Origin of the sequence: Bradyrhizobium sediminis (assembly GCF_018736105.1) — a bacterium.
Taxonomy (GTDB): domain Bacteria; phylum Pseudomonadota; class Alphaproteobacteria; order Rhizobiales; family Xanthobacteraceae; genus Bradyrhizobium.
In genome coordinates this window covers 4,436,302-4,450,134 of record NZ_CP076135.1, presented here as the reverse complement: position 1 = coordinate 4,450,134, position 13,833 = coordinate 4,436,302, and the positions used below count along the sequence as shown (strand labels likewise).

Here is a 13,833-nt window from a genome sequence, read left to right as displayed (position 1 = left end):
ACCCTTTCGTCCTGCCTGACATCAACGGGAGGACGACATGGCTGAGAGCGTCTACAAGGTCATCGAGCTGATCGGCACCAGCAAGGAATCCTGGGAGAAGGCCGCCACCGCGGCCGTCAACCGGGCCGGCAAATCCCTGCGCGATCTCCGTGTTGCCGAAATCGTCCAGCTCGATCTGCAACTGGACGCCAAGGGCAAGGTCGAAGCCTACCGCGCCAAGCTGAAAGTCTCGTTCAAGTTCGAGGGCTGATGCAGCGATCAAGCTGCGAGCCCGCTTGCCCGACCTCGTCCCGCAAGCGGGGCGAGGTTTCTCATTTCAAACTGATCCGGACGCCGGGGCTGACCTGATCGCTGGGATAGACGATCACGCGTTCGCCCTGGGCGAGCCCCTTCCTGACTGCGGCAAAACCGCGGGAGCGGCGCACGAGTTCGATGGTTCGCGGTTGCGCGCGTCCATCGTCGGCGACGTAGACGCTCCAGCTGTCGCCGCGGCGGAACAGGGCGCCGGCCGGGATGATCTCGATGTCGTCCTGCGTGAACACGGTGATCCGCGTGTCCACCTGATAGCCGTCGCCGAGGCCGTTCCATTGCTGCGGCGGCGACAACACGTCGATCAGCACATTGACCCGCTGCTCTTCGACGCCGAGCGTCGACACCTTGGTGAACGCCGCGGGCTCGACCCGGCGCACCCGCCCCGAAAGCACGCCGGGCCCGCCCCAATGCTCGATCGTAACCTCGGCGCCGGGACGAATTTCGACCGCATCGGTGCTGAGAACGTCGGTCACGATTTCGAGGTCGCGCGGATCGCCGATTTCCATCAGCGGCATTCCCGACTGCACCACCGTCTCGCTCTCCTGCAAGACCTTCAGCACCACGCCCGATACCGGCGCCGTGACGTTCCAGGGTTCGGTCGGTGCGTCCACGCCATCCCTGTAGCGGCCGAGCAGCGCCTTGGCCTGGGCGACTTCATGGCCCGCCGCATGATCCTGGAATTCCGCGGCCCGCAGGTCGCGATCGGCGATCCGCTGCGCGAGTTCGGCGCGCTCCAGCGCCTGCACGGTCGATGCGCCGCGACCGGCAAGCGTGCGGGTGCGATCGAGCTCGGTCCTGGCCTGCTCGGCCTGGGCCTGCGTGCGCTCGACGGCAGCCTTGCTGCGCTCCAGCGCGGCCTCGGCGGTGCCCAGCCGTTCCTCGGCCTCGCGGCGGCTGCGCGGGTCGAGCAGCGGCGCCGGCGGCGGCAGGATCGCGGCCACGACATCGTCGGCGGCAACCGGGTCTCCCGCCTTCAATCGGACGCGCGTCAGGCGCCCGCCGAGCGGGGCTGCCACCACATAACGCTGGCGGATGCGGGTCTTGCCGTCGTCATCGACACTGGCGACAAAGCGTCCCTTGCTGACGGTCGCCGTCTCGACCGGGATCGGCTGCGGCATCACAAACCAGGCGATGCCCGCGGCCGCAGCCAGTGCGCCCAGCGCCAACCCCACACGACCGGCCGTGATCTGCATCGTCAATCCCTCGTCTTCAGTACCGCAACCAGATCGAGACGATCGACCCGGCGGCGTACGATGTATGCGCTGGCTGCGGCGGTGGCCACGACAATGGCGACCGCCACCACATAGGTTCGCGCGCCCACCACGCCCGGAATCTGGAAGCTCTCGTTGGAATGAAACCGCGCGATCAGCGTGACGATGCTCTGGGAGAGCACCAGCCCGATCGGAATCGCCAGCGCGATTTCGGCGGCGAATTGACTGAACAGGATCTGCGCCACCTCGGCGCGGGTGAAGCCGAGCACGCGCAGGCTGGCGAGCTCCCAGGCGCGCTCCTGCAAGGCGATGCGGGCGCTGTTATAGACCACGCCCACCGCGACGATCACCGCAAAGGCGGTGAGGATGCCGGCGCTGACGAGAACGATGCCCGCGATCTTTTCCAGGAACGAACTCAGCGTGTAGGCCTTCACCGCCACCGACTCGATGACGGGCAGTTCCTTGAAGCGCCGCGACAGGGCCGGAAGCGCCGACGGCTCCACGAACAGGGACGCTGCCGACACCACCGCGCCTTCACCGGTCAGGCGGTTGAGCGTGTCGATCTCCATGTACGACGACATCCCGATCGTCTCGTCGACGATGGCGCTGACCGGCAGGTCGATCTTGCGGCGCTGGCCCTCCATGACCTCGATCGTCACGATTTCGCCGGGGCGGACCTCGATCCGTTCGGCCAGCCGGCGGGTGAGGGTGATGCCATCGGGCGGCACGTCGATCGGACGCAATGCCGCATCGTGCGGGCGCCGCAGGCCGGCGTTGAACGGCAGGCCGATCACCGACGTCAGGTAGCTGCGATGTCCCGCGCGCAGGCGGACCGGGACAAATCGCAGACCTTCGGCGACGAGCACGCCGGGCTCGCGCGCGAGGTCGCCGATCACGGTGCGGTTGAGCGGATGGGGGAACGTGACCACGGCGTTGCCGCGTTCGACCAGGTTGAACTGGACTTCAATCATCTGGTCGATCGCGTCGCGCCAGAACAGGCCGAGCACCACCATCGGCACCGCGAGCGCGATGCCGACGATCGTGAATGTGCTGCGCAGCGGACGGCCGGCAAAATTGCGGATCGCCAGCACCCGCCGCGGCGTCAGCGCCTTCGCCGACAGCAATGCCTCGATCCACGAACGGCGAAAACGCCGCGGTGCGGCCGGCCGCATCGCCACCGCCGGCGCCAGCGCGACGACGTTTCGCAGCGCCGTCACCACGCCGAGCGTCGCCGCCGCAAGGCTGATCAGGAAGCCGGCGAGCGCGGACCATGGCGTCGGTTCGAACACCAGCGCCGGCAGGCGAAAGAAGCCGTGATAGCTTGCCACCATCGCCTCGCCGAACAGGTAGCCGCCGGCGAGGCCGAGCGCCGATCCGAAGAGAACGACGACCGCGACCAGCTTGAGATAGTGCAACACCAGCGGCGTCGTCGGAAAGCCGAGCGCCTTCAAGGCTGCGATCTGCTCGCGCTGCGCGGTCACCAGCCTTCCGAGCACCACGTTGAGCAGGAACGCGGCGACCCCGAAGAAGATGATGGGGATGGTGATCGACATCACCTTCTGCTGGTTGAGCTCGTCGTCCAGGAAACGATTGGACGGCTGATCCCGCCTGGCGATGGCGCCGACCGAACCATAGGGCTCGAGCAGGCGGTCGAGCTGGTCGATCACCTGCCTGGGGTCGCTGCCCGGGGTCAGCGACACGATGGCGTCGTTGAACGCGCCTTTCATGTCGAAGGCGGCCTCGGCGGCGCTGCGGTCGACCCAGAGCACGGCGTAGAAGCGGTCGTCGGGGATCGGCACCCCCGGTTTCACCGCATAGACATATTCGGGCGACAGCGCCACGCCGGCGACGCGAAAATTCTGGATACGCCCGTTCAGCACGACCGGCACGTCGGTGCCGAGCTTGACCGAATTCGCCTCGGCAAAGGCCTCGTTGATGGCGACGGTTCTGGTGTCGCCCGGCTCCGGCGGGGTGCCTCGGCGCACATGCAACCGCGCCAGCGGCTCGTCGCCGGCATGCGTCAGCGAAACCATCCGCGCCGAAACCGGCAGGATGGCGGAGGGCCAGTCCAGAATGACGTCGCGCACGATCCGCGGTTCGATCGCGGCCACGCCCGGAATTTCCCTGAGCTGCGCCACCACCGAAAGCGGCGCCCGCTTGAGGGTTACGAAAACCTGCGGAAACCGCGTGGCGGCGTAGAAGCGGTCGCGCCCGGCGCGCAGCGAATCGTAGGTCGAGATCGAGGCGATGAAGACGGCCGTGCCGGCGGCGACCACCAGCGCAATGGTCGTCACCTGCCCGCGCATGGCCAGGATATCCCGCAGCAATTTGCGATCGAGCAGGGTCACCAGCGCACCTCTTCCGGCGAAAGCCGGCGCGCGTTGCGCTCTTCGCCGACGATGCGTCCGCCGCCGAGACGGAGAACGCGATCCGCCATGCCTGCGATCGCCGCGTTGTGGGTGATGATGATCGTCGTGGTGCCGAGTTGCTCGTTGACCCGCGCGATGGCGGCCAGCACGACCTTTCCGGTCTCGAAATCGAGCGCGCCGGTCGGCTCGTCGCACAACAGCACATCGGGCGATTTGACGATGGCGCGGGCGACCGCGACACGCTGCTGCTCGCCGCCGGAGAGCTGCGAGGGAAAATGATCGAGCCTTTTGTCGAGGCCGACCAGCGCCAGTGCCTCCCGGGGATCGAGCGGTTTGTCGGCGATCTCGTTCACCAGCGCCACGTTCTCGAGCACGGTCAGGCTCGGAATCAGATTGTAGAACTGAAACACGAACCCGACATGCTCGCGCCGGTAGCGCGTCAGTTCGGCGTCGTCGGCGCCGACCAGGTCATGGTCGCGCCAGCGCGCCTGGCCGCCGGTCGGGGCGTCGAGCCCGCCGAGGATGTTGAGCAAGGTCGACTTGCCCGAACCGGACGGCCCGAGCAGCACGACGAATTCGCCTTCATAGATGTCGAGATTGACGTCCCTGAGGGCGTGGACCTCGACTTCGCCCATGACATAGGTCTTGGACAGATCGCGGGCCTGAAAGACCAAGCGACGGGGTTCGCCTTGCTGCCGGGGTTGGTTCAGCGCCACGATGTCCTGCTACTGCCAGTGCGCGCTTCAACGAGCGGCCGAAGATAGGTAGCGCCTTGCGCCGTACCCTGTTTGAGACAGGTCAATCTGGCGCCCGGCGCCAGCCCCGTCACAGTCCCGGCAGCGCCGTGAGATAGACGTTGATTGCGCCTTCGGCCTCCGCGATCACGCGCAGCGTTTTGGAATCGAAGGCGATGTCGGCGAGCCGCAGGCTCGAGATCTCGGCCGCCACTCGCACGCCGTCCTCGTTCTTCTGGAAGTCCGCGATCACGGCGGCGATCTTCTTCTGCGCATTGCTGGCGAACGGCTTGAGGTCGATCGTCGCCTTGTCGGCCAGCGCCTTCTGCAGATGCGGCATGGCCGCGCGCGCCGCGGCGCCGAGCAGCCCGAACGCCGCTTCGGATTCGACCGCAAGTTCGATGTCGGTCAGCCGCAGCGTCTGCCTGGCCTGATCGAGCACGGGCTTGCCCCAGATATGCACGTTGGCCTCGCCGCCGAAGCCGAAGAAGCTTTTCTTCTCCCTGGCGTTGACCAGGAGCGAGATCAGGAGCCGGTCGCCCGAGGCGGCGACGTTGGCGCGCTTGACGGTGACGTCGACCGCGCCCGAGCCGTCCTCGGGAAAGGTCTTGCCGGCGAACTGCGCCTCCAGCAGCTTGTTGAGATCGGTGAACGGCATGTCGATCGGCACGCCGATGCTGACCCCGCCGGGCGTCGCCGGGATGATGGCGATGGTCGCCGGGAACGGACAATTGGGCTTGGTCTGCACCGGGGTGATGCGGGTCTCCGCCTCGATGCCGAGCGTCAGCGTGACCGCGGAGGCATCGACGCGCGGCTGCGCGGCGATCGCCCGGGTCGGCCGCAGCTCCAGCCACAGCGCCGGCAGCGACGAGGTGGCGCCGGTGCCTTGCAGCGGGATCGAGCGGCAGGCCTTGGCCCATTGCGCCCGCGCGTTCTGCTCCAGCGCCGGATCGTTGCGGATCCGCGCCTGGGTCGCGGCGATCTGGTCGGCTACCGTCTTGTCGATCAGCGGCTTGACCTGTGCCGGAACGTTGACGCGCGCGCCCGCCACCACGAGGCTGGTGTCGCCGAGATTGACCTGCGCGGCGAGGTTCGGCTCGAGCCGCCAGGCGGCGGCGAGCTTCGGCCTTGCGGTGATGGTGACGTTGCCTTTGATCTCGGCGCTGGCGTTGAGGTTCTTGATGTTCACGCTGCCGATCTGCTTCGCGACATTGCCGCCGAGCAGGCCGCCGAGCGCGTCGCCGACTGCGCCGGTCGCTTTCGCCGACAGCGAGCCCGTCACATTCAGCGTTCCCGTCAGCGGCGTGGCCAGCGACAGCAGGTCCTGGGCGCCGGTCGCGGTGATCGGCCCGCGCGAGGCGGTCCAGCCGATATCGGCGTTCTGCAGGATCTGCGACACCGGATTATCGGCCTTGCCGGCGAAGCTGCGCGGCGCGCCGCGATCGGCGGCTTCGCGAATCGCCGACAGCGCGATCGCTACCGGCGCGATGATGCGGGAGGAGCGCGGGGCCGGCGGCAGCGGCGGCAATTCGACCAGCACCGGCGGGCGGAAGGTGCCGCGCGGCGCCACCCAGTCCATGATCTTCAGGCTGACGAAAAACGAGACCGCGACCACCGCGACCCCGAGCAGGATCGTCTTCAGACTTATCGGCAGCCGCATCGTCCCCCCGGACCAAATCAGCTGATAATTCTACAGGGCGGGCGGGGGAGGCGCCAGAGCGGGGGGATAGGCGGCCAGACACTCCAGCCCTCATCCTGAGGAGCCCGCCGCAGGCGGGCGTCTCGAAGGATGAGTTGACTTGCGCTTTGCCAGTTGCTGCAGCGATTCGAAGTCGCCGCGGATGAACGCTTCCTTCTTGGCGCGGCTCCATTTCTTCAGCTTGCGCTCATTCTCGATGGCATCCGTGATCCGATCGAACCATTGCGAGAAAATCAGTTCCACCGGCCTGCGCGATGCAGTGTAGCCTTCGAACGTGCCGCTATTGTGCTGGGCTATTCTGATCTCGAGCGACGTCCGGGTGGTGCCGATGTAGTAACTTCCATCGGAACATCTGAGAATGTAGAGCCACGCTCCCTCGGTCATTCCCGTACACGCCCCATCCTTCGAGACGCGGCGAAGACGCCGCTCCTCAGGATGAGGCTAACTGCCGGTGTGTCAAATTCAAGAAGTGAGTTGGCAGCTCTCAAAGGATGCCCGCCAGACCATCGCGGCCTCATCCTGAGGAGCCCGCCCGCAGGCGGGCGTCTCGAAGGATGAGGGGATGTGTGCGAAAACAAAAATGGCGCGGGGACCGCGCCATTTTTCAAATCATCAACTCTATCGTTGCTGAATGATTCATCCCCGCTTGCCGATCGAATTGTCGGCGCGGCGGTCCATCGGCAGCACGATCACCTTGGTGCCGACGTTGACGCGCGAATAGAGGTCGGTGACGTCTTCATTGGTCAGCCGCAGGCAGCCGGAGGAGACGTGGGTGCCGATCGTGTGCGGCGCGTTGGTGCCGTGGATGCGATAGATGGTGCCGCCGAGATACATGGCGCGGGCGCCGAGCGGATTGCCGGGGCCGCCGGCCATGTGACGCGGCAGGTAGGGCTGGCGCGCGATCATCTCCGGGGGCGGAGTCCAATCCGGCCATTCCGCCTTCTTGCTGATGGTCTGCACGCCGGACCAGGTGAAGCCGTCGCGGCCGACGCCGATGCCGTAGCGGATCGCCCGTCCGCCGCCCAGCACGTAATAGAGATAGGTGTTGGGGGTATCGATGATGATGGTGCCGGGCGCCTCGCGGCTGGCGTAGCTGACGATCTGGCGCTTCAGGCGCGCCGGCAACTCGGCCACGGTGCCTTCATCGTCGGAAGGTGCGGCCTGCACCGGCGGCGGCGCTGCTTGCACCGGCGGGGTCATGATGAAGGGAAACAGCTGCAGCGGCGCGGCCGCGGCGGAGCCGGAAAATGCGAAAGCACCGATCGTCAGCGCGCCGACGGCGGCTGCGAGGCGGGAATTCAGCCTGAATGAGTTGAACATCGGTCGTCCCCTGTTTGCGCCTTGCGCGCCATTTTGGCGCGTCGTTGGGGAAACCAGTACCGATCAACCGTTTCAAGACGTTTGCACAATGTCGCCAAAATGGTTTCATCGCGGTAAGAATTGTTTCATCGCCGGCCTTTCGACGACATAATCCGGCTTGGGGTTATTCCTTCCCGACCCCAAGCGGTAAGTTTTTATCGATTGGTTTCAGGCATTTATTAGGGGTGGCGAGTGCCGGGCTACAGCGCCCGCATGCGCGCCGGTTCGGCGCCTTCGGAAGCCGGGCCGATGGCGGCGCGGCGGTCGGCCACCGCATGGTTGAACTGGTCGAGCACGAGGCCGATGGCCGCCAGATCGCCTTCCTCGATCGCCCCGTCGTCGTAGCAATCCAGCGTTTCCCGCAGCAGGCGGTCCGCCTCGGATTGCAGCGCCGCCAGTTCGTCGGGTGTATCCGCCAGCCGCACCCTCGAAATGATGGCGAGCAGATGATCGCGATGCTCGTCGTACTGCTCCCTCTCGTCCCGCTTCAGATAGTGCCGCAGCCAGGCGCCGGCCGAGCCGAGCCCCGAGAGCACCAGAATCGCGCCCCAGATGTAGTCGGTATATTTCTCGAGGAAGGTGCGTTCGGTGCCGTCGATAAAGGCCGCCGCGCCCTGGTGCGCGGGCAGGGCCGCGTCCTTGTCGGTATCCGGCTTCTCGATCTTGGCAGCGCTCGGCACTTCCCTGGCGAGCGAGGAGCGCACCGTGAACAATTGCCGGACGAAGGCGGCGACCGCGGTTTCCGACAGCGCCTTCGGCGCGACGATCAGATGGTTGACGCTGACGGTGTCGACCTTGTCCTCGGGGCGCGCGGGCGACGTATTGAAGGTGCTGCCGGGAATTTCCTCGGCTTCGTAGAGCGGATGTTTCTGGGCGAGCGCTTCCGACACCTCGATCGGCAGGAATTTCGGCTCGCCCCGCGCTTTCGCGGTGGCGGCGATGGCTTCGGTGGTGATCTTGCTGTTGAGCGGCCCCACCGCCATGAACGCGTCGATGGCGGGATCGCGCGCCATCTCGGCGATCTGGCTGGTCGCGAACTGGGTGACCGTCACCTTGTCGGGGTTGACGCCGGATTCGGTCAGGATCACGCGCAGCAAGTTGACGTTGGCCTTGGTCCGGCCGATGACGCCGACGCGGTGTCCGGCGAGATCGCCGATCTCCTTGATCTTCGGCGCCGGCGGTTTCTTCGAGCCCTTGGGCGGATGGCCGGCAACCGACCACAGCACCACCACGTTCTTGCGCAGGATGGCGACCGACTGGGCGTCGGCCGGCAAGTCCAGGTCGCCGCGCGCGACCGCGAGGTCGGCCTTCTTCGCCGCCATCAGCGCGATGCTCTCGACCGCGCCTTCCGTCGTGATCGGCGTCAGCCGCACCGGACTTGCGTCGCGGGCGAAGGTCTGCGCCAGCGCCTGCACCAGTTTCTGGTCGTCGCTGCCGGGCGGGCCGACGGCGATGCGCAAGGTGACCGGGCGCAGCACGTAATACAGTCCGCCCGCGGCCGCGCCGAACAGGAAGATGCCCGCCGCCAGCACCAGCAGCGAATAATCGCGCCGTTTGCGGCGCCGGGGAGCCGCGGCCGGCGTTTTGTCAAGTTCTGATGACGACATCGTTGTGCCACGCTACACGAAAAACCCGCGAGCGGCTCGAAAAAGACGGCCCCGCGCCGGGTGACGTCATACTCTTGAAGGGGTGACGTCACACGCCTGAAATATCCTTGGCCGAACGTCCGCAACTGAGAATCATTAGCTCTCAGGTTCCCTTCATGCGGATTCTAGTTGCGACCGACGCTTGGCATCCGCAGGTGAACGGCGTTGTCAGGACGCTGACCTCATTGGCCCGCAGCGCTTCCGCGCTCGGCGCCGAAATCGACTTCCTGACCCCCGACGGGTTTCCGTCCGTTGCCGTCCCGACCTATCCGGGGTTGCGGGTAGCGGTGCCGAACCGGCGCGAGATTGCCCGCAGAATAGAGGCGGCATCGCCGGACGCCATCCATATCGCGACCGAGGGGCCGATCGGATGGGCGGTCCGCGCCTATTGCCGGCGCCGCAGGCTGGCATTCACGACCTCTTACACGACACGCTTTCCGGAATACATCGCGGTGCGCTCGATCATTCCGGCTTGGCTCAGCTACGCCGTGCTGCGGCACTTCCACGCGTCGGCGTCGATGACGATGGTCGCGACCTCGTCGCTCAGGCAGGAACTCGGCGCCAGAGGTTTCCGGAAATTGGGCAACTGGACGCGCGGGGTCGACACCGATCTCTTCAAACCCGACGATCCGGCCGAGCTTGATTTGCCGAGGCCCATTTTCATGACCGTCGGCCGCGTCGCGGTCGAGAAGAACCTCGAGGCGTTTCTCGCGCTGAACCTGCCCGGATCGAAGGTGGTGATCGGGGACGGACCGCAGAAGGCGGTGCTGGAGCGCAGATATCCGAAGGCCAAGTTTCTCGGCGAAAAGACCGGCGCGGATTTGACCTCGCATATGGCGGCGGCGGACGTCTTTGTCTTTCCGAGCCTCACCGACACCTTCGGCGTCGTTCAGCTCGAGGCGCTGGCCTGCGGCACTCCGGTTGCGGCGTTTCCGGTCACAGGACCGCTGGACGTGATCGCGGATCACCCCGTCGGCGTTCTGGATAGCGACCTTCGCCGCGCCTGCATCGGGGCGCTGAGCATTTCCCGCGAAGCATGCCGGCGTTTTGCGCTGGAGCGTTCCTGGGAAAACAGCGTGCGACAGTTCATCGGCAATCTGAGCGCATTGCAGCCGAGCCGTTCGCTGCGGCCCGCCCGCCGCATGGCGAGCAGAAGCGCAGTGCAGGGCTAATCGGAAAAAAGGCAGAGTAGCGATGGCAGAAATAATCAAGCTTGACGGTGCAAGGCAGTTGGACTTCGACCGCGAGATGGTCGAGCAGGCCTATGACCGCTGGGCGCCGATCTATGACCTCGTGTTTGGCGGGGTGTTCAGCAAGGGCCGGCGCGCCGCCATTCTCGCCACCAACGGCATCGGCGGCCGCGTGCTCGAGGTCGGCGTCGGAACCGGCATCTCGTTGCCGCAATATGCCTCTCACCTTCGTATCTTCGGCACCGATATTTCGGAAGCCATGCTGCGCAAGGCGAAGGCGCGGGTAGCCGATCTCCGCCTCGAGAATGTCGAGGGTCTTGCGGTCATGGACGCCGAGAAGCTGGAATTTCCGGATTGCTCGTTCGATGTGGTGATGGCGCAATATGTCGTGACGGCGGTGCCCAACCCGGAAGCCGCGCTCGACGAATTCGCCCGGGTTCTGCGGCCCGGCGGCGAACTCATCCTGCTGAGCCGCGTCAGCGCCGATGCCGGGATACGCCGCTTCATCGAGCAGCAGCTGCAGCCGGTGGTGCGTCAACTGGGCTGGCGCACCGAATTCGCGTGGTCGCGCTACGCGCAGTGGCTGGCGGGCGCGCGCGGCATGGAACTGGTCGAACGCCGCCCGGTGCCGCCGCTCGGCCATTTCTCGCTGATCCGCTTTCGCAAGACCGAGGTTGCGGCCGCCGCCTAGGCGCGTCGGCAGGCATCCAACGACCGCCGCCCGGCGAAACGTCACATGTCATTATGATGTCGTCACGCCCCGGACATCGAATCTCGGTAAACGATATCTCGACTGATTTTGGGGGAGAAGAAGATGAAGAACTTCCGCGAACAATTGCGCACGCAACGCTGGGATGACCATCGCTACTACCATCACAGCCGCATCAATCAGAGCCTGCACTTTGTCAGCGCCGCCAGCTTTCTGATCGCCTATGCGATGCTGTTCGTCGATCCGCTCGCCGCCGCGCTGATCGGCTGGCTGGTCTCGATGACCACCCGGCAGGCGGGGCATTTCTTCTTCGAGCCCAAGGGCTACGATCATATCAACCAGGCGACCCACGATTACAAAGAGGAAATCAAGGTCGGCTACAATCTGAACCGGAAGATCGTGTTGATGGCGATCTGGGCGCTTTCGCCGCTGGTGCTGTTCCTCGACCCGACCCTGTTCGGAGTCTTTACGCCATGGAATTCGCCGGCTGACTTCATGCGGCAGGTCGCCAAGGTCTGGCTGGCAATCGGGATCGGCGGCCTCCTGTTCCGGACCGTGCACCTGTTCTTCATCCGCGACGTCGAGACCGGCCTGGTCTGGATGACCAAGATCCTGACCGACCCGTTCAGCGACCTCAAGCTGTATTACAAGTCGCCGCTGTACTTGATGAAGGGCGAGTTGATCGATCCCGGCCACGATCTAATTGATCACGGTGTCGAAAAGCACGCTTGAGTGCTTGATTCGGACAAGGGGATAGGCTGCGGTGCAACAAGACTTCGCCATGCCCGGCCTCGTGCCGGGCATCCACGTCTTGGCAGCATTGCGGCAAGGAAGACGTGGATGGCCGGGTCATAGGCGAGCGGAAGCGACGCCGTCCTTTGGACGGCTATGCCCGGCCGTGACGGAGGACAACAGATCCCGCCTCTCGCCTTCACTGCGGCCGTCTTCGCGTGATCATCTCCTTCAGGATCTGCCGGCGGATGTTCTTGTTGGTGAGCGAGGCGGCATGCCGCCACCAGCCGTCCTGCTTCATCTTCGATGCCGCAGCAACAAACCGGTCGGCCACTTCCGCAAAATCCGCATCGGTATAATTCAGGCTGAAAATCAGGCGACCGGTCCCGACCCAGCTCAGGGCGAGCCCTTCCGCCCGCAGATAGTATTGAAGCATCCAGTTATAGCGCGACGGCTCGGTATATTGCACCATCCAGATCGACGACAGGTTGGAGAGGCGGACCGGCAGATCCTGCGCGGCCAGCCTTTCGTTGAGCTGCCGCGCCCTCCCGTCCCAGGTGTCGTCGAGCCCGTCATAGACCGAACGGAACGCTGGATCGGCGAGCCGGTTGAGGAATTCGTCCATCGCCGTCATGACGTAGGGGTGCGAATTGAAGGTGCCGCGCGCGAAGCAGACATCGACCGGGCGATCCTCGCGGAAGCGCCGCATCAGGTCCCTGCGGCCGCAGACCACGCCGACGGGAAGCCCACCCGCCAGACTCTTGCCGTAGGTCACCATGTCGGCGCGCACGCCGAAATATTCCTGCGCGCCGCCGGCGGCCAGCCTGAAGCCGACGAACACCTCGTCGAAGATAAGGACAATGCCGCGCTCGGCGCAGACTTCGCGCAGCGCTTTCAGCCACTGTCCATAGGCGGCACGATCGAAATGACCGGCTCGCGAGCTGTCGACCAGCGCGGAATCGGCGTGCGCATTGGCGTTGGGGTGAAGCGCCTGCAGCGGATTGACCAGCACGCAGGCGATATCGCGCCGCGTCTTCAGCACATGCAGCGTTCGTTCCGACATGTCGGCGAGCGTATAGGTCTCGTGCGGCGAAATCGGATTGCCGACGCCGGGCTGCACGTCGCCCCACCAGCCGTGATAGGCCCCGGCAAAGCGCACCAGATGCGAGCGGCCGGTGTGATAGCGGGCAAGCCGCACCGCCTGCATCACAGCTTCGGTGCCGGACATGTGGAACGAGACCTCGTCGAGCCCCGAAATCGCGCACAGCCGCGCGACGTTGTCGGTAATGACGGGATGATAGGAACCGAGCACCGGGCCGAGCGCATGGGCGCGCGCCTCGGCCCCGGCAATGCATTCCTTGTAGAAGTCGTTGCCGAAGATATTGACGCCGTACGAACCGGTCAGGTCGTAGAACACATTGCCGTCGAGGTCGGTGAGCGTCACCCCCGCCGAGGACGCCATGAAGGCGCCGCTGCCGAGATGCTCCCGGACCAGCCGGCTGTACTGGAACGGCACCCGGTAGGCCTCGGTGAATTGCAGATCGGAGATTCTTTCCGATGCCTGCAGCGTCATCTGCCGGCCCTTGGGGAAGCGTTCCTTGTAAAGCGCCGCGAGTTTGAAGAAGCCGTCCTGCCGCTGCAGCGCGATTTCGGACGGGGCGCCATCGGAACGAAAGAAGTCGTCGATGTCGAATTCGTAGAACGGCACCAGCCGCGCGACCAGGCGGGACATTTTGGAGTGTCCGGTCAGCGAGCGATGCTTGGCCCGCGACAACGCCAGCCGGGCGTGCAATTTGGGAAAGATGGTCGCAGCGCCGGTGATCGCGGCGGCGGACAAGGCCAGAATCGGAAGAGGCGAATCCATGCCACCAG

General features: G+C 65.5%; 12 protein-coding genes. 4 read left to right on the top strand and 8 right to left on the bottom strand.

The window, feature by feature from the left end:
* The first annotated feature begins 37 nt into the window (after nt 1-37).
* The gene (locus tag KMZ68_RS21190) at nt 38-250 is read left to right on the top strand and encodes a dodecin family protein (protein ID WP_215605337.1); all 213 of its coding nucleotides are present in this window, start codon (nt 38-40) and stop codon (nt 248-250) included.
* Between the two features lie 61 nt (nt 251-311).
* Here the strand turns inward: KMZ68_RS21190 and KMZ68_RS21185 are convergent, their stop codons facing one another.
* From KMZ68_RS21185 to KMZ68_RS21155, 7 genes are all read right to left on the bottom strand, one after another.
* Complete coding sequence (locus KMZ68_RS21185; RefSeq protein ID WP_215613104.1) at nt 312-1,505, bottom strand: efflux RND transporter periplasmic adaptor subunit; 1,194 nt, start codon at nt 1,503-1,505, stop codon at nt 312-314.
* 2 nt (nt 1,506-1,507) lie between these two features.
* The gene (locus tag KMZ68_RS21180; RefSeq protein ID WP_249779437.1) at nt 1,508-3,871 is read right to left on the bottom strand and encodes an ABC transporter permease; all 2,364 of its coding nucleotides are present in this window, start codon (nt 3,869-3,871) and stop codon (nt 1,508-1,510) included.
* On the bottom strand, nt 3,868-4,527 hold the full coding sequence (locus tag KMZ68_RS21175; RefSeq protein ID WP_215616423.1) for an ABC transporter ATP-binding protein: 660 nt from the start codon (nt 4,525-4,527) through the stop codon (nt 3,868-3,870). The genes KMZ68_RS21180 and KMZ68_RS21175 overlap by 4 nt, the downstream gene beginning before the upstream one ends.
* Before the next feature lie 190 nt (nt 4,528-4,717).
* A complete protein-coding gene (locus KMZ68_RS21170) occupies nt 4,718-6,286 on the bottom strand; it encodes a DUF4403 family protein (protein ID WP_215613103.1) in 1,569 nt (522 codons plus the stop codon).
* 90 nt (nt 6,287-6,376) lie between these two features.
* Complete coding sequence (locus KMZ68_RS21165; RefSeq protein ID WP_215613102.1) at nt 6,377-6,709, bottom strand: GIY-YIG nuclease family protein; 333 nt, start codon at nt 6,707-6,709, stop codon at nt 6,377-6,379.
* Between the two features lie 252 nt (nt 6,710-6,961).
* Complete coding sequence (locus KMZ68_RS21160; protein WP_215613101.1) at nt 6,962-7,645, bottom strand: L,D-transpeptidase; 684 nt, start codon at nt 7,643-7,645, stop codon at nt 6,962-6,964.
* A 239-nt stretch (nt 7,646-7,884) separates the two neighbouring features.
* Nucleotides 7,885-9,291: a TAXI family TRAP transporter solute-binding subunit gene (locus KMZ68_RS21155; protein ID WP_215613100.1), complete on the bottom strand. Its 1,407-nt coding sequence runs from the start codon at nt 9,289-9,291 to the stop codon at nt 7,885-7,887.
* Nucleotides 9,292-9,446: 155 nt separating this feature from the next.
* On the opposite strand from KMZ68_RS21155, the gene KMZ68_RS21150 reads away from it, so the two are divergent.
* The 3 genes from KMZ68_RS21150 (at nt 9,447) to KMZ68_RS21140 (ending at nt 11,961) form a co-directional block, all read left to right on the top strand.
* Nucleotides 9,447-10,502: a glycosyltransferase family 4 protein gene (locus KMZ68_RS21150; RefSeq protein ID WP_215613099.1), complete on the top strand. Its 1,056-nt coding sequence runs from the start codon at nt 9,447-9,449 to the stop codon at nt 10,500-10,502.
* A 22-nt stretch (nt 10,503-10,524) separates the two neighbouring features.
* A complete protein-coding gene (locus tag KMZ68_RS21145) occupies nt 10,525-11,211 on the top strand; it encodes a class I SAM-dependent methyltransferase (RefSeq protein ID WP_215613098.1) in 687 nt (228 codons plus the stop codon).
* Between the two features lie 123 nt (nt 11,212-11,334).
* On the top strand, nt 11,335-11,961 hold the full coding sequence (locus tag KMZ68_RS21140; RefSeq protein ID WP_215613097.1) for a hypothetical protein: 627 nt from the start codon (nt 11,335-11,337) through the stop codon (nt 11,959-11,961).
* Between the two features lie 199 nt (nt 11,962-12,160).
* Here KMZ68_RS21140 and KMZ68_RS21135 read toward each other — a convergent pair whose 3' ends face one another.
* Nucleotides 12,161-13,825 carry an aminotransferase class III-fold pyridoxal phosphate-dependent enzyme gene (locus tag KMZ68_RS21135; RefSeq protein WP_215613096.1) on the bottom strand — a complete coding sequence of 555 codons (1,665 nt, stop codon included), beginning with the start codon at nt 13,823-13,825 and terminating at the stop codon, nt 12,161-12,163.
* Nucleotides 13,826-13,833 lie beyond the last annotated feature (8 nt).